The following is a 21,359-nucleotide window of genomic DNA, read 5'->3' as shown; positions in this document are numbered from 1 at the left end:
CGAGTCTAGGCTGGAGGCGTGACATCTCCGCACCGCCCGCCTGAGCTGGTGGTCGAGACCCGCGAGATCGAGCACATCGACGACCTCCTCGCGTACGCCTCCCCCGACGAGCCGCTCGCGTGGCTGCGTCGCGGCGACGGCATCGTCGGCATCGGCCACCTCGGCGGCTACCAACGAGGACCCCGCAGCCCTGCGGGCACCGACCCGGCGACGCCGCCCTCTCCGGCTGAGACCTGGCGCCGGATCGCGGCGACCGCGGACGTGGACGACCCGATGCGCCTGCCCGGCACGGGCCTGGTCGCCTTCGGCACGCTCGCGTTCGACGAGCACTCGACGGCGACGAGCCGCCTCATGATCCCGCAGGCGGTCGTGGGTCGCCACCGCGGGCGGTCCTGGGTCACCCGGATCCGCCGGATGCATGCCGAGGTGCCGGACCCAGAGGTCGTACCGCGGGCGTACGGTCCGTACTGGTCGGCAACGCTGGGCCCGGGCACGCTGAACCCTGCCGGATACCAGGCCGCGGTGCGACAGGCCGTCGACGCGATCCGGGCCGGCGAGCTCGAGAAGGTCGTCCTCGCGCGAGATCTCGTCGGCACGATCCCGGCCGGCGCCGACCTGCGGCGGCTGGTGCGCGCGCTGGCCGATGACTACCCCGACACGTGGACCTTCGCCGTCGACGGGCTCATCGGCGCGAGCCCCGAGACCCTCGTCACCGCGTCGCGCGGTGTCGTCACGGCTCGTGTGCTCGCCGGCACCATCCCGCGGGGCACCGATGCGCACGGCGACACCGAGGCTTCCACCTCGCTCTCGCACAGCACGAAGGATCTCGACGAGCACCGCTACGCCGTGCAGAGCGTGCTGGCGACGCTCGGCCCCCACGTGCGCCATCTGCGCGCCGACCCCGAGCCCTTCACGCTGAAGCTGCCCAACCTCTGGCACCTGGCCACCGACGTCGCCGGCGACCTCGCCGACAGCGCGTCGGCTCTCGACCTCGTCGCCGCGCTCCACCCGACCGCGGCCGTGGCGGGGACGCCGACGGATGCCGCGCTCGACCTCATCCGCCGGCTCGAGCCGTTCGACCGCGGCCGGTACGCCGGCCCCGTCGGCTGGGTGGACGGCGAAGGGAACGGCGAGTGGGCCATCGCGCTGCGCTGCGCCCAGATCGGGTCGGCCGAGCCGCCGCGGAACGTCGCGGAGTACTTGGCGACGATCCCCGTCGTGGCGCACGCGGGCGCGGGAATCGTCGCCCAGAGCAACCCCGAGAAGGAGCTCCTCGAGACCCGGGTGAAGTTCCGGCCGATCGTCGACGCGCTCGCCTGAGCGAACGCGGATCGAGCGCGGGTCAGCTCGCGGCGAGCCGCTTCTTCTCGGCCTCGACGTCGAAGGTGGCGGCCGGCCACTGCGGATCGATGTCTTCGAGGGCCTCGAGCAGCAGGTGCTGCACGGCCAGTCGTGCGTACCACTTGCGATCGGCCGGGATGACGTACCAGGGGGCATGCTCGGTCGACGTGCGCTCGAACACCGTCTGATACGCCTTCATGTACGCCGGCCAGAGCTCGCGCTCGTCGACGTCGCCGGGGTTGTACTTCCAGTGCTTGTCGGGCCGATCCAGCCGCGCCATCAGGCGCTTCTTCTGCTCGTCCGGCGAGATGTGGAGCATCACCTTGACGACCCGCGTTCCGGAGTCGGTGAGGCGCTTCTCGAAGTCGTTGATCGCGCCGTAGCGGCGCTCGATCTCCTCCGCCGGCGCGAGCTCGCGCACGCGGCCGATCAGCACGTCCTCGTAGTGCGAGCGGTCGAAGACCCCGATGAGTCCCGGCACCGGCAGGCGCTGCTCCACGCGCCAGAGGAAGTCGTGCTCGAGCTCCTCGGGCGTGGGCTTCTTGAAGGCCGACAGCACGACGCCCTGGGGGTCGACCGAGCCGACGACGTGGCGGATGATGCCGCCCTTGCCCGCGGAGTCCATCGCCTGCAGCACGAGCAGCACCGCATCTTCGGTCGCATCCACGCGGCTGCGTGCGAACAGGCGCTCCTGGTACTCGTCGAGCTGCGCGGCCCCGGACTTGAGGTCGTCGGCGGCGTGGAGCTTGTCCCGCTCGTACCCCGGGGTCGAACGGGTGTCGACGTCGGACAGGACGAAGCCGTCGTCGACTCGGAGGAGCTCGGCGACGTCGCCGCTCCAGTGCTTCTGACTCGAGGCGATCATGGAGCAATCATGGCGGAAGATCGGCGCGGGAAGCTCAGCCCGCAGGCGCCGATTTCGCGGGGCGGATGCCGCGGGTCACCGCTCGAGCGGCACCTCGATGAGCTGCCGCCCACCGGCCGGCGACGTGAGCGCCTGATCGAGTGCGGAGCGGGTCGTGACGCGCCGGTACTCCCAGCCGTACGCGAGCGCCAGCTGCTCGAGCCGCACGGTATGGGGCGTGTACAGCACGCGGTCCATCACGTCGGCGCCCGCCACCCCGGCCACCTCGAGTCCGTCGAAGATCGTGCCACCGCCGTCGTTGCCGACGATGAGCTGCAGTCGCGGCTCGTCCTCGCCGGGCGGCAGCAGGAGTGCGCCCACGTCGTGCAGCAGCGCGAGATCCCCCAGCACCACCCTCGTCACGCCGGGGCCGCCGGCCGCCTGGCTCGCCAGGGCGATCCCGGTGGCGGTGGCGATCGTGCCGTCAATGCCGGCGAGACCGCGGTTCGAATGCACGGGCACCTTCTTGCCCGGGAGCACCAGGTCGGCCACGCGCACCAGCCGCGACGAGCCGAACACGAGCCGGTCGTGCGGCCAGGTCGCGCGCCATGCGGCATCGACGAGGCCGGCGCGGTCGATCGGCGCGCGGATCACGCCGAGTTCGGCCGCGATCGCGCCGAGCCGCTCCCCCGGCACGGTCGAGGAGAGGCCGTCGGCGTCGGGCGCGGGCGGCGTGAGATCGACGGATGCCGCGCGCGAGGCCTGCATCCATTCCCCGAGCCAGACCCGGTCATGGTCGCCGGTGGCCACCGCGACGCGGTCTGCCGCGATGGTGACCCCGTTGAGGTTGAGCGGCTCCCCGGGCCCGCGGACGGCGATCACCTCGATGTCGGGATCCGACAGCAGGGCCGCCCCCTCGCGGCTCAGGGTGGGATGGCCTAGCACGACGACGCGCTCGATGCGCCCGCCGAGCGACGGGTCGCGCAGGAGCTCACGGTAGCCGTGCACGAGCTGGCGCCCGAAGCGGGCGCCGCTGACGATCTCGGCGATGAGCGGCCAGCCTCCGGCATGGGCCAGCTCCTCCGCCTGAGGTCCGGCGTCGGCACCGGCGAGCACGACGGTGAGCGGTCCGCGCTCGAGCACGTGCGGCGCGTCCTCGGGTTCGGTGGGGACGTCGGACTCGCCGATCCCTCCTCCGCCTTGATAGAGGGCGCCGGATGCCTCGTCCTCCGCCTCCGGCTCGACCGGCGGCCCGTCCGGGTCGTCGTCGACCGCCGTGTCGAGCTCGGCGGCGGGCACGCCCATCCAGGCGGGGAGCGCCCCCGACAGCGGCTCGCGATACGGGAGGTTGAGGTGGACCGGGCCGGGCGACCTCGTGCCCGCGCCGAGCGCGGCGGCCACGGCATCCTCCGCGAGCGTCCGCAGCATCGCGCTCTGCTCGTGCGTGCCGTCCGGGTCGACGCCCTCCGGCACGGGGGCGTCGGCCTCCATGCGCACGGTGGGGGCGAACATCCCCGGCTGCCGCGTGGTCTGATTGGCACCCACGCCGCGCAGCTCGGGCGGCCGGTCGGCGGTGAGCAGCAGGAGCGGGACGCCGGCGTGGTGCGCCTCGAGCGCGGCCGGCAGGAGGTTCGCGACCGCCGTGCCCGACGTGCAGACCAGGGCCGCCGGCATCCGTGTCTCGCGTCCGATGCCGAGCGCGGTGAAGCCCGCGACCCGCTCGTCGATCCGCACGTGCAGGCGCAGAGCACCGCGGCGCTCGAGTTCGGCCGCGACGAGCGCCAGCGCCTGGGAGCGCGACCCGGGGCTCAGCACGACATGGCGGACGCCCAGCTCGACGAGCCGGCACAGCAGCGCCGCGGCGGCGTCGGTCGCGGGCGCGGCGTCGGACTCGGCCGCGCCGCCGGCGCGAGGGGCGTCGCTCACGTCAGCCGATGGCTCCGCGCTGGCCGCGGGCGTCGTCGTCGCCCTCGGCGGGACGGATCGGCGGCTTGGCGGGCGGCGGCGTTCCGGGCGCAGCGGTGCCCCCGGCCGTCGCGGAGCCGGGGGTGGTCGCGCCGGGCGCGGTGGTGTCGTCGGATGCCGCGGGCCCCGCCTGCGGGTGCCAGCGCGGGTCGTCGTCCTCGGAGTCGAGCTGGGCCAGCTCCTCCTCCAGGCGGCGGATGCGCTCGTCCTGGTCGCTGAGCGTGCCGATGCGGCCGAGGAACTCGGGGTCGTCGTCCGGTGCGCGGCGAGCGGCGACGGCCGAGGCGCGGACGCGTCCGACGATGAGCCAGAGGAGGCCTCCGAGCACGGGCAGCAGCACCACGATGAGGAGCCAGACCGGCTTGCTCACGCCGCGGTGACGGGTCGGGGGCTGGACGGCGCAATCGACGATGGTGAAGACCCAGAACGCGGTCGCCACCAGGGCCAGAATCAACAGCACCCGAGGCATCTTCCCATCCTAGGCGGGCCGGGCCCGGCGTGGGCGGTCCGCAGTCGCTCCGTGACGCAACCGACGCCGAAGCGGTCCCGGCGGCGGAACGTAGGATGGACGGGTGAAAGCGCGCTCTGCCATCGTCTACTCGGTGCTGCGGCTGCTGGCCTTCCTCGTGCCGTTCGGCATCATGATGCTGTTCCCGATCCTGCGCGAGTACTACTGGCTCGCCGCGATCTTCGCCGCCCTCATCGGGCTGAGCCTCTCGGTGCTCTTCCTGCGCAAGCCTCTCGCGGACGCCACCGCAGGTCTCGGCGAGCGCCGAGCTCAGCCGCGCGCCTCGGTCACCGACGAGGAGGCGGAGGATGCCGCGGCCGCCGCCGCAGCTCCCGCTTCGCCCGAGACCGACAAGCCCGACCCCCGCCCCTGACCCCTTCGCGCCCGCCTACTCCCGGTCGTCGAGCGAGCGAGGACCGACGAGACGCTCCCTCACCCCCGGTCGTTGAGCGAGCGAGGAACGAGCGAGACGAAACGCCCGCAGCGCGGCGCTGGACGCCGGGGCGCGGCATCCGTCCCCGCTCGTCCGCCGGACGAAGACGCCGTGGGTGTCGGGATCAGCCGATGAAGGCCCACATGAGGAACGCGCCGTAGGCGACCGAGGTGAGCGACGTGAGACCGAGGGCCACGACGAGCTCGCGCGGGTCGCGGTACGTCCAGACGATGAGGATCGCGGGAAGGCCTGCCAGCAGCGCCAGCAGGGTGAGCCAGGCGATCGGGTAGCCGATCCACGCCAGGAAGAGGGCGATCGCGAACGCGACGAGCAGGAAGACCGTGAACAGCCAGCGGGTCGCGGTGCGCCCGATCAGCACCGTCAGGGTCTTCTTGCCGGCGACGCGGTCCTGGTCGATGTCGCGGAGGTTGTTCGCCAGCAGCACCGCGCACGCGATGAGACCGACCCCGACCGCGCCGAACCAGGCCTCCTGCGGCAGGGCGAGCGCCTGCACCCAGGTGGTGCCGAGCGTGGCGACCAGGCCGAAGAAGACGAAGACGAAGAGCTCGCCCAGACCGTAGTAGCCGTACGGGCGTTTGCCGCCGGTGTAGAACCACGCGGCGATGATGCAGACGGCGCCGACGGCGACGAGCCACCACTGCTGCGTGCGGATGGTGATGGCAAGGCCCGCGATCGCCGCGATCGCGAAGAACGCCAGTGCCACCAGCAGCACGGTGCGCGGCTTCGCCTTGCGGCCGGCGGTCAGGCGCGCGGGGCCGACGCGGTGGTCGTCGGTGCCGCGGATGCCGTCGCTGTAGTCGTTGGCGTAGTTCACGCCGATCTGCAGCGAGACCGAGACGATGAGGCAGAACAGCGCGATCACCCAGTGGAAGACATCGGCGACGAGGATCGCCGCTCCCGTTCCCACGAGCACCGGCGTGATCGCCAGCGGGAGGGTGCGCAGGCGGGCCGCGCCGATCCAGTCGCGGGCAGTCGCCTTCTCGACGTGCTGCGGTGCGCGCGAGACGTGCGCCTTCTGAGGGTTTCCGCGCGGCGCCTGCTTCTTCGGGCCTGCGGTCCTGCGCTTCTTGCTCGGGGTTCCTGCCACGAATGCACATTTTAGGGGGCGGGTCGATGTGCCATGCGCAAGCCGTCAACCCCCTGACCGATGTCGGCGACCGGGCGCAGGATGGGACCCATGCTGAGCATCGGATCCACCGTCCTCACCGTCGAAGACATCGAGCGCGCCGGGGATTTCTGGCGCGCCGCCCTCGGTTACGTGAACCGCAGCGAGCCGAGCGACGACTGGGTGATCCTCGACCCGCCCGAAAAGACGCATTGGAGTCAGCCGGGTGCCAGCCTCGCGCTCTCGGTCACGGGCTACCCACAGCACTACCCGCCCCGCATCCACCTCGACATCTACGCCGACGACCAGCAGGCCGAGATCGCCCGGCTGCTCGAGCTCGGCGCGCGGGAGGTCGACTGGGACGACTACCCCGACGATGCCGACTGGGTGGTGCTGGAAGACACCGAGGGCAACCGGTTCTGCGTCGTCGACACGGGGCCTGCTCGCTCCGACGACCCTGACCGCGGCTGACGCGGTCAGTGCAGGGCGAGCACGGCTCGGCGGATCGCCTCCCGATCGGGCTTGCCCGAGGGCAGCGTCGCCAGCTCGTCGACGAGCACGAGTCGCGACGGGCGCGCGTGCGCGCCGATCTCGGCCTGCACCGCAGCGCGGGCCTCTTCGAGCTGGACGGCTTCGCTGCGGCGCAGCGCCTCTCCGCGTGAGGCGACGACCACGGATGCCTCGCCCCAGCGTTCGTCGGGAACCCCGACGACGACGGCGAGCGCGAGTCCCGGAATCCCGCGCACGATCCGCTCGACCCGGTCGAGCGAGACGTTGATGCCGCCCGACACGATGACGTTGTCGAGCCGGCCCCGCACGCGCAGCACCCCGTCTTCGAACAGCCCGGCATCGCCGGTGCGGTACCACCGGGAGCCGTCGGGCGCGCGGAGGAACGCGGCATCCGTCCTCTCCTGGTCGCCGAGGTAGCCGTCGGCGAGGGTCGGACCCGACACCTGCACCTCGCCGCGCTCGATCCGCACGCGCACGCCCCGCAGCGGCACCCCGTCGTACACGCAGCCGCCGCTCGTCTCGGTCGAGCCGTACGTGCGGACGATGCGCGCGCCGGCGGCCTCGGCGCGCTCGAGCGTCGCCGCCGGGAGCGCCTGCCCGCCGACGAGGATCGTCTCGAAAGAGCGCAGCGCGGCGAGCACGCCGGAGTCGTGGTCGGCGGCGTCGAGCAGCCGCGACAGCTGCGCGGGCACGAGCGAGGTGAAGGTGGGCACGCGCTCGCCGCCCTCGGTCGACACCATGGTGAGCGCGGCCGCCGCGAACGCCTGCGGCGTGAACGCCCCCGCGAGGATCGCCGGCTCGCGGTCGGCGACGAGCGAGCGCACGAGCACCTGGAGTCCGGCGACATAGCTCGCCGGCAGTGCGAGCAGCCATGCGCCGTCGCCGATGCGGTCGGTGGTCGCCAGGGCGCTCGCGGTGAGCGCATCGCGGCTGAGCGCCACGCTCTTGGGCACCCCGGTGGACCCGGACGTGGTCACGACCACGGCCGTGCCCGCGCGCACGTCACCCGGCAGGCCGCTTACGAGCCCGAGCCCCAGCGCCGGACCGGCGCCGTGCAGGGCCCCGCGGAGCCCTCGCAGGATCTCGCGGGGGTCGTCGCCGACGACGGGTACGAGCTTCATCGGGCGTCAGAACTCCACGGATCGGCCGGCCTCACGCGCCGCAGCCGGCCCACGCGGGCTTCGCCACGGCGGACCCGTGGAGTTGTGCAGACGCGATCGGTCATCAGAAGTGCCAGGGGTAGGGCGACCAGTCCGGGTCGCGCTTCTGGAGGAAGGAGTCGCGGCCCTCGACGGCCTCGTCGGTGCCGTATGCGAGCCGCGTCGCCTCGCCGGCGAAGACCTGCTGGCCGACGAGCCCGTCGTCGACGGCATTGAATGCGAACTTCAGCATGCGGATCGCGGTGGGCGACTTCGTGAGGATGGTGCGGGCCATGGCGACGGCCTCGCGCTCGAGGTCGGCGTGCGGCACCACGCGGTTGACCGCGCCCATCTCGTAGGCGCGCTGAGCCGAGTACTCCTCGGCGAGGAAGAACACCTCGCGCGCGAACTTCTGCCCGATCTGCCGGGCGAAGTACGCCGACCCGTAGCCGGCGTCGAACGATCCCACGTCGGCGTCGGTCTGCTTGAAACGCCCGTGCTCGGCCGACGCGACGGACAGGTCGCACACCACGTGCAGCGAGTGCCCCCCGCCTGCGGCCCAGCCGGGGATCACCGCGATGACCACCTTGGGCATGAACCGGATGAGCCGCTGCACCTCGAGGATGTGGAGGCGCCCCGCGCGGGCCTGGTCGATGGTGCCCGCCCCTGAGCCCGTCGGAGGGCTGTCGGACGCCTCGCCAGGGTCGCCGACCGACTGCTCGTACTTGTAGCCGTCGCGCCCGCGGATGCGCTGGTCGCCGCCCGAGCAGAACGCCCAGCCGCCGTCCTTCGGGCTCGGACCGTTGCCGGTGAGCAGCACGACGCCGACGCGAGGGTCCTGGCGGGCGATGTCGAGCGCGCGGTACAGCTCGTCGACGGTGTGCGGCCGGAACGCGTTGCGCACCTCCGGGCGATCGAACGCGATGCGCGCGATGCGGCCGTCGTGCGAGACGTGGGCGGTGATGTCGGTGTAGCCGCCGTCCGGCTGACCGGGCGCCGGGCGCCACTCGTCTTCGTCGAACAGTTCCGAAACACTCACCCGGCCAGCCTATGGCCGGGTGCCGCCGCGCGTCACACGGCCGGTGCCGGCGCGCCCGCGGCTCTAGCCTGGTCAGGTGACTTCGAAGCTTCGCGTCCTGACCGCGGCGAGCGCCGCCGCCCTGCTCCTGTCCCTCGCCGCGTGCGCGAGCGGACCCGCGACGACCACGACGCCGTCGCCGAGCGAGGACGCGGCCACGTCCGAGATCACGACCGGCCCCTGCGAGGGTGACACCGGCGTGACGGTCATCGTCGACGGCTCCGCCCTCGAGGACGGCAGCCTCGACCAGTGGTGCGTCACCACCGATGAGCCGATCGTCGCCGCGGACGCCTTCTCGATCGCCGCGGTGCAGACCGAGGGCACCGACGAGTACGGCGACCAGGTCGTCTGCCGCGTCAACGGTCTGCCCGCCGAGGACCAGGCGATCCCCGCCGAGGACGGCTCGGACTACTTCGAGACCTGCGAGGCGATGCCGGCGGCCTTCGCCTACTGGTCGCTGTGGGTGAAGCCCGCCGGCGGCGAGTGGGGTTACGCGCAGGAGGGCGCGTCGACGCAGGAGCTCGAGCCGGGCGACGCGGTCGAGCTGCTCTTCACGCTGAACGGAGAGCCGGCGGCGCCGACCACGTGACATGACGTTCCGACCCGGTCCCCTGCGCGCCGCGGCGATCCTCGCCGCAGGCTTCGTGGCGGCCCGGATCGTCTACCGCATCGTCTTCCACGGCGCGGACGGCGACGGCCTCGTGCTGCTGGACCTTCCGGCGGTGCGCCTGCCGGCGCCGTTCGCGCATGTCGTGCTGCTGGGCCCGGTCACGATCGATGGACTGTGGGATGCCGCAGCCGGCGCGCTGCCGATCGCGCTCACGATCCTCGCCTTCGGCGCCCTGAACGCGGTCATCGATCTGCACCGGGTGTTCGCGCGCGCCTCGCGGCGGGGGCCGCTGCGCGGCATCGCGCGGGCCCTCGCCATCGCGTGGGCCACCCTCCCGTCGCTCGCCGACGGAGCGCGCGCGGTGCGGTTCGCGCAGCGGCTGCGCGGCGAACGCGGCGGGGCACGGATGCTGCTCCCTCTGCTCGAGCGCACGCTCGAGCGCGCCGGCAACGTGGCGGCGGCGCTCGAGCTCCGCGGCTTCGCCGGTCGCGGGCTCGCCGGCGACTGCCTCGCGCCCGTCGAGGCGCAGGACCTGGAGATCGGCTTCGGCGATGCACCACGGGCCGGCGACCGGGAGGAGTCGGCCGCGGCGGCGGGTCGCGGCATCCGTCTCCCCTCCCCGCTCACGCTGGATGCGGGCACCCTCACGCTCGTCACCGGGCCGACGGGCTCGGGCAAGTCCACGGTGCTGCGCGCAGTGGCGGGGCCCCACACGCACACCGACGGCGGCTGGATCGCCGGGTCGCTGCGCGTCGTCGGGCACGAGCGGGCAGCGGTTCCCCCGCGAGACCTGGCGCAGCGGGTGGGCGTCGTGCTGCAGCACCCGCGCGAGGCGTTCGCCACGGAGCGGGTGCGCGACGAGATCGGTCTCTCGCTCGAGCTGCGCGGCGTCGCACCCGTGATCGCAGGGGCGCGCGTGGCCGAGGTCGCCGATCGCGTGGGAGTGACCGCGTTGCTGGATCGTCCGACACGGGGGCTCTCGGCGGGCGAGGCCACGCTCGTCGCGATCGCCGCCGCGATCGTGGAGCACCCCATCCTGCTCCTCGTCGACGAGCCGCTCGCCGACCTCGACGCCGACGCGCGGATGCGCATCGCGGGGCTGCTCGACGCGCTCGCCCACGAGGCGGGCATGTGCGTGGTCGTGGCCGAGCATCGCGTGGACGCGCTGACCGGGATCGCCGACACCGTGCTGCGGATCGACGGCGGCGCGGTGGATCACGCGGAGCCCGAGGCGATCGCGACGCCGACCTCGGGTTGGGGGCTCGCGCCGGTCGATCGGGGCGCGACGGGCACGCCCCGAACGTACTCCGTTCGCCCCGAAACGGCGGCGTCGGCGGACGAGCACGTCGTGCTGCGCGCCCGCGGCATCGCCGTCCGGCACGGCGACACCGTGGCGGTCGCCGGCGCCGACGTCGAGCTTCGCGCGGGCGAGATCGCCGCGCTCGTCGGACCCAACGGCGCCGGAAAGTCCAGCCTGCTCGGGGCGCTGGCGCTCCCTTCCACCGCCATGGACATCGAGGCCGCGGGACGCGTGGCGCTGGTGCCCGATGCGTCCGACGACCTCTTCGTCTGCGACTCCGTCGCCGCCGAGTGCCGGCGGGCCGACCGCCGCGCGGCCCGGGTCGACCGCGGCGTCCGGCCGCATTCCGGCGGATCCTCGAGTCCGGGGGCTGCCACGGCCGAGCCGCCCACCCCGACCGCGGCGAGGTTCGCGCACTTCCTCGGCCTCGATCCCGACGGCCCCGCATTCGCCGCGCGGCTGGCGCGGCATCCCCGCGACCTCTCGGTCGGAGAGCGGCGCTGCCTGGCGCTGGCGATCCAGCTCGCCGCCTCCCCGCGCGTGCTCATGGTCGACGAGCCGACCCGCGGCCTCGACCCCGCCGCCCGCGACCTGGTCTGGTCGGCGCTCGCCTTGCTCGCCGTGACGGGCACCGCGGTGCTCGTGGCCACGCACGAGCCGGACCTCACCGCGCGCGCCGACCGCGAGCTGTCGATGCGCTCCGGCGTCCTCGCGCCCATCGCGGCTGGAGAACCGTCGCCCCGCGCCGTCCAGACGATCGGGATTCCGTCCGCACCGCGAGTGACCGCGGTGCGACCGCGGGAAGCGGCGGCACCGATCGCGCCCGTGCCTGGCCCGAAAGGATCGCGGCCCCGGCGACTCGGGCTCGCCGCCCTTGCCGCGGCGAACCTCGTCGCGCTCGGCGCGTTCTGCTGGCCGCTCGTCGCGATCGCCGTCCCCCAGCAGGCCGCTGCGGCCGTGCCGGTCGCCGCGCTCGCGCTGCTCCCGCTCGCAGTCCTCGTCGTCGTGGCGACCCTCGACGGCACGGTGCGGTCGGCCCACCTCCTGGCGCTGCTCGGCACGCTGGCCGCCATCGGCGCCGCGGTGCGCATCGCCGGCACCGGCGTGGGCGGCGTCGAGGCCGTGTTCATCCTGCTGATCCTCGCGGGCCGGGCCTACGGGGCGCGGTTCGGCATGCTGCTGGGCATGGCGACGATCGCGCTGTCGACCGTCGTCACCGGGACGTTCGGCCCCTGGACACCCTTCCAGATGTTCGCGTGCGCGTGGGTCGGCGCGGTCGCGGGCCTCCTCCCCCGGCGCGTGCCCCGCCTCGCCGAGATCGCGATGCTCTGCGTCTACGGCGTCGCGGCTTCGTACCTGTTCGGACTCCTCATGAATCTGTGGTTCTGGCCGTTCGCCGTCGGCTACGGCACGGGCATCTCGTACGACGGCGGCGCACCCCTCGGGGTGAACCTCGCGAGCTTCCTGGTCTACTCGCTCGTGACATCGACGCTCAGCTGGGACACGTTGCGCGCGATCACCACCGTGATCGGGCTCGTCGTGGTCGGCCGGCCGATCCTCGCCGCGCTGCGGCGCACCAAGCCGCTCACGCCGCCGGCACCTGCCGCCGCGGTGGCGCGCGAGCCCGCGCACGCCGTACAGTGACGAACGACCCGACGCGGGAAGGCGCCATGAGATCCACGACCGTGCTGCCTGCGCCCGCCGTCCCCCTCATCGGGCAGTACGTCCCCGAGATCCTCTCGCTCGCACGGCGCGCGCTGCTGTGGGCCGTCCTGTACGGCCTCTTCACCCACGCCTCGCGAGGCGGCTGCACGACACCCGGCGACGCGGCGACGATCTGCTACAACGCGACGCTGAATCCGTCGCCGGTCGTGTGGCTGGTGATGGCGGCGATCTTCGTCGCCGCGCTCGGCCGCGCAGCCAAGGCGACCACGACGGCCGCGATCACCCGCACCCTCTCGCGGGCGGCCACCGCGATGTGGGTGGTGCCGCTCCTGGCGGCCGTGCTCGGCATCGCGATGATCATGGCGTCATCGCCCGACGCGTGGCTCCACGGCACTCCTCCCCCGAACGTCACGGTGCAGATCACGACGCGATGACGGATGCCACGGCCGCCGTCGCCCACTCCGCTCAGTTCGAGATGTGGAACGTGCCGATCCGCGTGACTCCGTCGGATTCGTAGACCGGGATGTCCCAGCCGTCGGGGTAGGCGTCGTCGCGCTCGGCCTGGAGCTCGACCGCCTCGTCGGGATCGGTCGGCTGTGCCGGGTGATCAGGGCTGAAGGCCTCGAGGTCGCTCGCGCGCGCGAACCCCTCGACCGAACCGCCGGCCGGGCTCGTGGCGACGACGGCGATGAGGTCGGGGCGCCCGTCGGGCCCGCCCTCGGCGCCGAAGGTCTCACCGCGCGCGTTCACGCCGAGGTGCGTGGGCACGTGCGTCACGTACTGAAGGGTGACGGTCGCGGTGAAGCCGTCCGAGGGCGTGACATGGAGGGCGTCGGTGGCCGCATCGAGCGGGTAGTCGTACCATGACACCGCGCTGGGCCCACCGAGGTCGGACGCGCCCACCTGCCACCGAGGGTTGTCGCCCGCGGCATCCGTCCCCATGTTCAGTTCGCCGGCGGTCAGCGCCGTGACCGTCACCCGGACGTGGGTCGCCGCATCCGGGCGGTCCGTGAGCGGGATGCTCTCCGCGGACGACACCTCGCGCGCCCGAGGCGCCCCGAGGCTCGAGATGACCGGCGCGCCCGGAACCGTTCCGGGCGGAGCGGCGATCGGCTCGCCGAGGTCGGGCGCGGGCTGACCCGAGGGCGCCGCGGGCGCCTCCGGGGTGAACGCGCCGGTCGCCGCGAACGCCGCCGTCGAGATGCCCACGCCGGCGACCGCGCCGGCGAGGACGAGGGCGATGAGGGCCGGCATCCGTCGCCGCCGGACCGGGCGCGGTGTCGCGCGCTCGATCAGCAGTTCGCGGACGGCGTCGGAGCGCTCGGGTGTGAAGGACGCGGTCATGGCGTGCCTCCTTCGGTGAGGGTGGCCGCGCGGGCGGCCTGATCGAGTCGGGTGCGCAGCCGCGAGAGCCGCATCTTCGCGGCGGACTCGCTGATGCCGACGGCCTCGGCGGCTTCGCGGATCGTGAAGCCCTCGACGGCGGTGAGCATCGCGAGGTCGCGGTCGGCGGGGCGGGTGACAGCCATCACGTCGCGCACGAGCCGCGTGCGCGAGGAATCGCGCTCGGCGATGAGGTCGGCGGGGTCGGCCGCCGCATCGGGCAGAGGAAGGCGGTCGAGGAGCGCGCGGTAGCGACGCCGCGCGCGGACGGCGTTGCGCTGGACGTTCTGCGCGGTGACGAGCAGCCACGGCAGCGCCGAACCGTCGACGAACCGCACGCGGTCACGTCTGCGCCACAGCTCGAGGAACACCACCGCCGTGAGGTCCTCCGCTTCGGCAGAGGCCGCCCCTGCCCCCACGAGATGGCGGAAGACGCGGTCGCGGTGACGATCCCACACCGAGCCGAACGCGCGTGCTTCGCCGGCGAGCACCCGGGCCCAGATCTCCCGGTCGGTCACGTCCTCCACACTTCATAGTGTCCGCAGCGGCGAGAAAGGTCACACTCCCGCCGACGCAGGCGCCGGGCCGCGGCATCCGTCCCCCCGGCGTCGCGGGTCAGACGGAGAAGTACTTCGCTTCGGGGTGGTGGAAGACGAACGCGTCGGTGGACTGCTCGGGGTGCAGCTGCAGCTCCTCGCTGAGCTCGACACCCATGCGCTCGGGGCGCAGGAGCTCGACCACCTTGCGGCGGTCCTCCATGTCGGGGCACGCGGGGTACCCGAGTGAGAAGCGGGCGCCGCGGTACTCGAGCTTGAAGAGTCCCGCGGTGTCGGTGGGGTCCTCGTGCGAGAATCCGAGCTCCGACCGGATGCGCGCGTGCCAGAACTCGGCGAGCGCCTCGGTCAGCTGCATCACGAGACCGTTGAGCTCGTAGTAGTCGCGGTACCTGTCCTCGGCGAAGAGCTTCGCCGTGACCGCGTCGATGTTCGCCCCGGCGGTCACGAGCTGCACCGGCAGCACGTCGATCTGACCGGACTCGCGCGAGCGTACGAAGTCGGCGAGGCACAGGTGGCGGTCGCGACGCTGGCGCGGGAAGTGGAAGCGCAGGCGGTCGGTGCCGAGCCCGCCTCCCGAGCCGCCGTCCGGCGCCAGGAGACCAGGCACCCCCAGGACACCGGTGGGGTCGTCGCCGTGGTGCAGCACCACGACGTCGTTGCCCTCGGAGACCACCGGGAAGAAGCCGTACGCGACCGACGCGTCGAGCATCCCTTCCGCGAGGATGCGGTCGAGCCAGTACCGCAGCCGCGGGCGGCCTTCGGTGTCGACGAGCTGCTCGTACGTCGCGCCGTCCTCGCCGCGGCCCGGCTTCAGCCCCCACTGGCCCATGAAGGTCGCGCGCTCGTCGAGGAACGCGGCGTAGTCGTGCAGCGCGAGACCGCGGACGATGCGGGTGCCCCAGAACGGCGGGGCGGGGACGGGATTGTCGGATGCCACGTCCGAGCGTGACGGCATGGCCTCGGGCTCGGTCAGCGTGAGCTTGGAGCCCGCCGCGTGGCGGCGCTTCTTCAGGGCGGGCAGGCCGACGGAGGCCGGGTCGGCGCCGCGGGCGATCTTCACCAGCGGGTCCATCAGCGCCAGTCCCTCGAACGCATCGCGGGCGTAGCGCACCTCGCCGTCGAACAGGGAGGCGAGGTCGTCCTCGACGTACGCTCGGGTGAGCGCTGCGCCGCCGAGGATCACCGGCCACTTCTTGCCCAGGCCTCGGGAGGTGAGCTCCTCGAGGTTCTCCTTCATCACGACCGTCGACTTCACGAGCAGGCCCGACATGCCGATGACGTCGGCGCCGTGCTCCTCGGCCGCCGCGATGATGTCGGCGATCGGCTGCTTGATGCCGAGGTTGATGACGTCGTAGCCGTTGTTGGTGAGGATGATGTCGACGAGGTTCTTGCCGATGTCGTGCACGTCGCCGCGAACCGTCGCCAGGACGATGCGCCCCTTGCCCGAGGCATCCGACTTCTCCATGTGGGGTTCGAGGAGGGCGACCGCGTTCTTCATGACCTCGGCCGACTGCAGCACGAACGGCAGCTGCATCTCGCCGGCGCCGAACCGCTCGCCGACGACCTTCATGCCCTCGAGCAGGTGGTCGTTGATGATCTGCAGCGGCGCGAGCCCGCCCTCGCGGGCGAGGTCGAGGTCGGCCTCCAGCCCCTTGCCCTCTCCGTCGATGATGCGGCGCTCGAGGCGCTCCCCGACAGGAAGCGCGGCGAGCTCGGCGGCGCGCTGGTTGCGCAGAGCCGCCGTGTCGACACCGGCGAAGAGGTCGAGCATGCGAGCGAGCGGGTCGTAGGTGACGTTGCCGTCGGCGTCGTACTCGCGGCGGTCCCACACGAGGTCGAGGGCGACTTTGCGCTGCTCCTCGGAGATCGACGCCAGCGGCACGATCTTCGCGGCGTCGATGATGCCCGAGGTGAGGCCGGCCTCGACCGCCTCGTGCATGAAGGCGGAGTTGAGCACGCTGCGGGCGGCCGGGTTGAGGCCGAACGACACGTTCGAGACGCCGAGGGTCGTGTTGATGCCCGGGTACTTGGCGGTGATCTGCCGGATCGCCTCGATGGTCTCGATGGCGTCGCGGCGGGTCTCCTCCTGGCCAGTGGCGATCGGGAAGGTCAGGCAGTCCACGATGATGTCGCTGACGCGCAGGCCCCACTCGCCGACGAGCTCGTCGATGAGGCGCGAGGCGATCGCCACTTTGCCCTCGGTCGTGCGCGCCTGGCCGTGCTCGTCGATCGTGAGGGCCACGACCGCGGTGCCGTGCTCCTTGACGAGCGGCATGATGCGGCCGAAGCGAGAGGTGGGGCCGTCGCCGTCCTCGTAGTTCACCGAGTTGACGACCGGGCGCCCGCCGATCAGCTCAAGGCCCGCGGCGATCACCGCGGGCTCGGTCGAGTCGACCACGAGCGGCAGCGTCGAGGCGGAGGCGAAGCGCGAGACGACCTCGCGGATGTCGGCGACCCCGTCGCGCCCGACGTAGTCGATGCACACGTCGAGCAGGTGCGCGCCGACGCGGATCTGCTCCCGCGCGATCTCGACGCAGTCGTCCCACCGCTCCTCGAGCATCGCCTCGCGGAAGGCCTTCGAGCCGTTCGCGTTGGTGCGCTCGCCGATCGCCAGGTACGAGGCGTCCTGCTGGAACGACACGTGCTGGTACAGCGACGCGACACCCGGGTCCTCGGTCGTTGAGCGAGGGAGCGCCAGCGACCGAGACGAAACGCCCTGGACGTCCGACGGTGCTTGGGGGCGTTTCGTCTCGCTTCGCTCGCTCGACGAACGGGAGGGGACCGCTCGGAACTCAGCCAGGCGCTCGACGACCGCGGCGAGGTGCTCGGGCGTCGTGCCGCAGCATCCGCCGATCAGTCCCAGTCCGAACTCGCGCACGAACTGCTCGTGCGCGGTCGCGAGCTCGACGGGCGTGAGCGGATAGTGCGCGCCGTTCGCGCCCAGCACCGGCAGCCCCGCGTTCGGCATGCACGCGACCGGCACCGTGGCGTGCTTGGAGAGATGCCGCAGGTGCTCGCTCATCTCGGTCGGCCCCGTCGCGCAGTTGAGGCCGATCGCATCGACCCCGAGCGGCTCGATCGCGGTGAGCGCCGCGCCGATCTCGGACCCCATGAGCATGGTGCCGGTCGTCTCGACGGTCACCTCGACGAAGATCGGAAGACGGATGCCGCGGCTCACGATCGCCTGCCGGCACCCGTTGATGGCGGCCTTGGTCTGAAGAAGGTCCTGGCTCGTCTCCACCAGGAACGCGTCGGCGCCGCCGTCGATGAGGCCCTCGGCCTGCAGCGCGAACGTCTGCTTGAGGTTGTCGTAGGTCGTGTGACCGAGGCTCGGGAGCTTGGTGCCGGGACCCATCGAGCCGAGCACCCAGCGCACGCGCCCGTCGGCGGCCTCGGCCGCCTCGACCCGCTCGCGGGCGATGCGGGCGCCCACTTCGGCGAGCTCTGCGATGCGATCGACGATGCCGTAGTCGTCGAGGTTCGACCAGTTCGCCCCGAACGTGTTGGTCTCGACCGCGTCGACGCCCACCTCGAGGTAGGCGTCGTGGATGGCCGCGACGACGTCAGGGCGGGTGACATTGAGGATCTCGTTGCAGCCCTCGAGGCCCTGGAAGTCACCGTCGACGGTGAGGTCGTACCGCTGGAGCATCGTGCCCATCGCGCCGTCGGCGATGACCACCCGCTCGCGCACGCCGTCGAGCAGCTGCTGCGAGCGCTCAGGACGCGGCACGCCGTCGATGTCGAGGGCGAACCGGGGTGCGGGCGGTGCTGCGGTCACCCCGCGATTTTAGTCGCGGGCTGCCGCGGTGTTCCGGTTCGTGACGGATGCCGCCACCCGGCGTCCGCCCCGGCCTGCGGCATCCGTCCTCCGCCCGACCGTGAGACGACAGTCGACAGACGAGACCCTCGGGGAACCCCCACGGTCTCGTCCGCCCCGTGTCGTCTCACGGGACGGGCTGTGGATCGAAAGGGACCGAACGACCGCGCGGGCGACGTCGCCGGCGACCGCGCGGGCGACGGATGCTGCAGCCCGGGCGCAGCGCGCCGGGTGGCAGCATCCGTCAGCGAAGCGTCAGGCGTTCTTGGCGTCGCGCCAGCGCAGCCACGACCGGATGAGGTCGTAGTCCCAATCGGGGCCCTGGAAGCCGATGGTGAACAGGCGCACGCCGGCGTCGTAGAGCGTGTCGGCGTGGGCCTCGTCGCGCTGGTGCAGCTCGTTCGAGATGACGAGGTTCGAGGTGTCGCGCTGCTCGCGCTCCGCCCAGCGCTCGATGACCTCCAGCTTGTGGGGCATATCGGTCGCGCGCACGTAGCTGTGCCAGATGTCGGCATGCCGCGCGACCAGACGCAGGGTCTTCTGCTCGCCTGCGCCGCCGATCATGACAGGGATGTCGCGGGTCGGGGCAGGGTTGAGCTTCTGCCAGCGCGCCTCGATGCGCTCGAGTCCGGCGGCGAGGTCGTCCAGGCGGGACCCTGCGGTGCCGAACTCGTAGCCGTACTCCTCGTAGTCACGTGCGAACCAGCCGGAGCCGGTGGCGAAGACGAAGCGGCCGACGCCGTCCTTCGCAGAGATGTGGTCGACCGTGCGGGCCATGTCGGCCTGCAGGTCGGGATTGCGGTAGCTGTTGCAGTTGACCAGAGCGCCGAACTCCACGCGCTCGGTCTGCTCCGCCCAGGCGGCGAGCATGGTCCACGACTCGAAGTGGAGGCCGTCGGGCTCGCCCGTCAGCGGGAAGAAGTGGTCCCAGTTGAAGAGGATGTCGACGCCCATCTCCTCCAGTCGGAGAACCGCGTCGCGGAACGCGGAGTAGGGAGCGTGCTGGGGCTGCAGCTGCACGCCGAGGCGCACAGGAGTGTCGAGGAGGGGCATGGCGTTCAGCCTAGGGGCGCACGAGGGACCTGGACGCGGGAGGACGCGATCGCCCGCGCCCTCCCGCGCCGCTCAACGGCGTCGGAGCCGGCGGAACGCGTCGTACACGCTCCACCCGGTCAGGCCGATCGTCGCCGCGACGATGCAGACCGCGATGACGAGCTGCGCGTCGCGGTCGAGGTCGAGGAACTGGACGAACGCGGGATCGAAGAGCTGCCCCGCCATGAGGAGGCCGACGATCAGCGCGGCCCACACCACGGCGATGACGGCGGTGGCCACCGTCACGCCGATCCCCCACCGACCAGCCGCGCGCGCACGCACGTTCACGATCGTGCCGGCGAGGATCAGGATGAGACCGACGATCAGGCTCCACGGCCACAACTGAGGGTTCACCACCGACATCGTTCCCGCCCCCGGCCAGAACCACGGGACGGTGACGATGACGAGGCCGAGAACCGCGGCCGCGACCGCGACGACGCCGATGATCTTCTCGGCCCGGCTGACCGGCGCCCCATCGTCTGAGGTCAGCACCGGCAGGTGGTCGACGGTCCACGGTTCGGCGGCCGCCCCGCCGCGATCGATCGCGGCGAAGACGAGCGTCATGACCGTGAAGATCGCCGAGCCGACACCGAAAGTGACCGCGACGGTCGGTCCGACGACCCCCCAGAACGGCCGGCCTTCGAGCACCATACCGATCGCGACGCCGAGGGCGACGAACGGAAGGGTGCTCCACAGCACGATCCGCATCACGCGCCGCCAGGTGCCGAACCAGCGGGGACCGATGAGCTGCAGCGGCCGGTCGGCGTATCCGGCGGCGAGGCCCTCGGGATCCCCCATGCCGTTCAGCACGGCGACCTCGGCCGCCGCACGCGGCTCGCCGCGGTCCACGCGGTCCTCGATCAGCTCCTCGATCGCGCCACGCAGCTCGGCGGCGTAGTCGCTGCGCTGATCGGACCGCAGCGATCGGGTCGCGACGTCGACGTAACGTTCCGTGTAGTCGCTCGGAGTCAGGGAGTGCATGTCTCGTCTCCTCTCGTGTGTGATGCTGTCGATCCCGCTCAGCGCGCCCGGCGCGCCTTGAGGAACGCGTCGACCGTGTCCCACACCGCGATCGCGACGATGCCGAACCCGAACAGCGCCTGGACGATGCCGGTGACGGTCTCCGACGAGTCGGCGGGCGTGACGGCGGGGAAGAACGCCGGGTTGATCAGCTGCTGCTGCGAAAGCAGCCACAGCGCTCCGCCGGCGACGATGAGGTTGAGGAACAGGTTGATGGTGGCCGAGCGCATGTCCCACCGTCCCTTGGCATAGACGAAGATCGCCAGCAGGGCCTCGAGCACCATGAGGACGAAGAGGGCGCCGACCCACCAGGGCCAGAGTGCCGGGGCGAGGAACGGCATCCACCCGGTCTCGGGCGTGTAGACGAACCCGATGAAGTGGTCCCACAGGATTGCTCCGGCCGCGATCGCGAGGAAGACGAGCGAGGCGACGAGGTCGCTGAGGCCCGCACCCTTCTCGCGGGGTTCGGGAAGGTCGTCGGGCGTCCACCTGCCGACGAGCCCGACGTCGGTGTTCCGCGTCGACCGCTCGACGATGAAGAAGACCAGGGTCGTCCAGAAGCCGATGTGCACGATCACGCTGAGCGCGACGCTGACGACCGAGCCGATGACCTCGCCGACATCGGCGCCGGACAGGGCCTGCCCGATCGCCACGCCGGCGGCCGCGCAGACCGGGACGATGGCCCACAGCAGCTTCGTCAGTCGCCACCAGGTGAGGTAGTAGCGCGGACCGACGAGCCACAGCGGGCGATCGGTGTACTGCGCCGCGAGGATGTCGGGGTCGCCGAGGTCGGAGAGCACCGCGCGCTCGGCGTCATCGGGCGACTCGCCCTGCTCGACGCGAGCCTCGACCTGATCGTCGATGGACGCGCGCAGCTCAGCGGCGAGGTCGTCGCGCTGCATCTCGGGGACGGTCCGCATGGCGGCGTCGACGTAGCGGTCGGTCAGGGAGGCGGAGGTGGTGGCGTGCAT

18 protein-coding genes are annotated in these 21,359 nt (G+C 72.4%); 6 read left to right on the top strand and 12 right to left on the bottom strand.

The genetic code is table 11. From position 1 onward, the window contains the following. Nucleotides 1-18 precede the first annotated feature (18 nt). The gene (locus tag IM767_RS05185) at nucleotides 19-1,320 is read left to right on the top strand and encodes an isochorismate synthase (protein ID WP_239453426.1); all 1,302 of its coding nucleotides are present in this window, start codon (nucleotides 19-21) and stop codon (nucleotides 1,318-1,320) included. 22 nt (nucleotides 1,321-1,342) lie between these two features. Here the strand turns inward: IM767_RS05185 and IM767_RS05180 are convergent, their stop codons facing one another. The 3 genes from IM767_RS05180 to IM767_RS05170 form a co-directional block, all read right to left on the bottom strand. Then, complete coding sequence (locus IM767_RS05180; RefSeq protein ID WP_109211369.1) at nucleotides 1,343-2,206, bottom strand: polyphosphate kinase 2 family protein; 864 nt, start codon at nucleotides 2,204-2,206, stop codon at nucleotides 1,343-1,345. Between the two features lie 75 nt (nucleotides 2,207-2,281). Continuing rightward, nucleotides 2,282-4,111 carry a 2-succinyl-5-enolpyruvyl-6-hydroxy-3-cyclohexene-1-carboxylic-acid synthase gene (gene menD / locus IM767_RS05175; RefSeq protein ID WP_109211370.1) on the bottom strand — a complete coding sequence of 610 codons (1,830 nt, stop codon included), beginning with the start codon at nucleotides 4,109-4,111 and terminating at the stop codon, nucleotides 2,282-2,284. 1 nt (nucleotide 4,112) lies between these two features. Next, the gene (locus IM767_RS05170) at nucleotides 4,113-4,619 is read right to left on the bottom strand and encodes a PLDc N-terminal domain-containing protein (protein WP_109211371.1); all 507 of its coding nucleotides are present in this window, start codon (nucleotides 4,617-4,619) and stop codon (nucleotides 4,113-4,115) included. 103 nt (nucleotides 4,620-4,722) lie between these two features. Here IM767_RS05170 and IM767_RS05165 point away from each other — a divergent pair, with 103 nt between their 5' ends. Beyond that, the gene (locus IM767_RS05165; RefSeq protein WP_109211372.1) at nucleotides 4,723-5,031 is read left to right on the top strand and encodes a DUF4229 domain-containing protein; all 309 of its coding nucleotides are present in this window, start codon (nucleotides 4,723-4,725) and stop codon (nucleotides 5,029-5,031) included. A gap of 184 nt (nucleotides 5,032-5,215) precedes the next feature. Here the strand turns inward: IM767_RS05165 and IM767_RS05160 are convergent, their stop codons facing one another. Next, nucleotides 5,216-6,199 carry a 1,4-dihydroxy-2-naphthoate polyprenyltransferase gene (locus IM767_RS05160; RefSeq protein ID WP_109211373.1) on the bottom strand — a complete coding sequence of 328 codons (984 nt, stop codon included), beginning with the start codon at nucleotides 6,197-6,199 and terminating at the stop codon, nucleotides 5,216-5,218. A 90-nt stretch (nucleotides 6,200-6,289) separates the two neighbouring features. On the opposite strand from IM767_RS05160, the gene IM767_RS05155 reads away from it, so the two are divergent. Further along, a complete protein-coding gene (locus tag IM767_RS05155; protein WP_109211374.1) occupies nucleotides 6,290-6,688 on the top strand; it encodes a VOC family protein in 399 nt (132 codons plus the stop codon). A 5-nt stretch (nucleotides 6,689-6,693) separates the two neighbouring features. Here the strand turns inward: IM767_RS05155 and IM767_RS05150 are convergent, their stop codons facing one another. Then, a complete protein-coding gene (locus tag IM767_RS05150; RefSeq protein ID WP_109211375.1) occupies nucleotides 6,694-7,848 on the bottom strand; it encodes an AMP-binding protein in 1,155 nt (384 codons plus the stop codon). A gap of 103 nt (nucleotides 7,849-7,951) precedes the next feature. Further along, nucleotides 7,952-8,905: a 1,4-dihydroxy-2-naphthoyl-CoA synthase gene (locus IM767_RS05145; protein WP_109211376.1), complete on the bottom strand. Its 954-nt coding sequence runs from the start codon at nucleotides 8,903-8,905 to the stop codon at nucleotides 7,952-7,954. A gap of 76 nt (nucleotides 8,906-8,981) precedes the next feature. On the opposite strand from IM767_RS05145, the gene IM767_RS05140 reads away from it, so the two are divergent. The 3 genes from IM767_RS05140 to IM767_RS05130 are packed head-to-tail and all read left to right on the top strand — an operon-like array spanning nucleotide 8,982 to nucleotide 12,953. Beyond that, a complete protein-coding gene (locus IM767_RS05140; RefSeq protein ID WP_109211377.1) occupies nucleotides 8,982-9,533 on the top strand; it encodes a hypothetical protein in 552 nt (183 codons plus the stop codon). Nucleotide 9,534: 1 nt separating this feature from the next. Continuing rightward, the gene (locus IM767_RS05135; protein ID WP_109211378.1) at nucleotides 9,535-12,498 is read left to right on the top strand and encodes an ATP-binding cassette domain-containing protein; all 2,964 of its coding nucleotides are present in this window, start codon (nucleotides 9,535-9,537) and stop codon (nucleotides 12,496-12,498) included. 26 nt (nucleotides 12,499-12,524) lie between these two features. Beyond that, nucleotides 12,525-12,953, top strand: a complete 429-nt coding sequence (locus IM767_RS05130; protein ID WP_109211379.1) for a hypothetical protein — start codon at nucleotides 12,525-12,527, stop codon at nucleotides 12,951-12,953. 31 nt (nucleotides 12,954-12,984) lie between these two features. Here IM767_RS05130 and IM767_RS05125 read toward each other — a convergent pair whose 3' ends face one another. From IM767_RS05125 to IM767_RS05100, 6 genes are all read right to left on the bottom strand, one after another. Then, nucleotides 12,985-13,863, bottom strand: coding sequence for a hypothetical protein (locus IM767_RS05125; protein WP_109211380.1), 879 nt, complete (start codon nucleotides 13,861-13,863; stop codon nucleotides 12,985-12,987). Then, on the bottom strand, nucleotides 13,860-14,420 hold the full coding sequence (locus IM767_RS05120; protein ID WP_162564352.1) for an RNA polymerase sigma factor: 561 nt from the start codon (nucleotides 14,418-14,420) through the stop codon (nucleotides 13,860-13,862). Before IM767_RS05120 ends, IM767_RS05125 begins: the two co-directional genes overlap by 4 nt. Before the next feature lie 97 nt (nucleotides 14,421-14,517). Then, complete coding sequence (metH, locus tag IM767_RS05115; RefSeq protein ID WP_109211382.1) at nucleotides 14,518-18,237, bottom strand: methionine synthase; 3,720 nt, start codon at nucleotides 18,235-18,237, stop codon at nucleotides 14,518-14,520. Between the two features lie 294 nt (nucleotides 18,238-18,531). Next, complete coding sequence (locus IM767_RS05110) at nucleotides 18,532-19,329, bottom strand: LLM class F420-dependent oxidoreductase (protein ID WP_109211383.1); 798 nt, start codon at nucleotides 19,327-19,329, stop codon at nucleotides 18,532-18,534. Nucleotides 19,330-19,401: 72 nt separating this feature from the next. Further along, nucleotides 19,402-20,349 (bottom strand): permease prefix domain 1-containing protein, encoded by a 948-nt coding sequence (locus IM767_RS05105; protein WP_109211384.1) that lies wholly within the window; start codon nucleotides 20,347-20,349, stop codon nucleotides 19,402-19,404. 38 nt (nucleotides 20,350-20,387) lie between these two features. Further along, on the bottom strand, nucleotides 20,388-21,359 hold the full coding sequence (locus tag IM767_RS05100; protein ID WP_109211385.1) for a permease prefix domain 1-containing protein: 972 nt from the start codon (nucleotides 21,357-21,359) through the stop codon (nucleotides 20,388-20,390).

The organism is Microbacterium ureisolvens (assembly GCF_015278315.1).
Classification (GTDB): domain Bacteria; phylum Actinomycetota; class Actinomycetes; order Actinomycetales; family Microbacteriaceae; genus Microbacterium; species Microbacterium ureisolvens.
The sequence above is the reverse complement of the archived record's forward strand: the minus strand, read 5'-3'. Positions and strand labels throughout refer to the sequence as shown.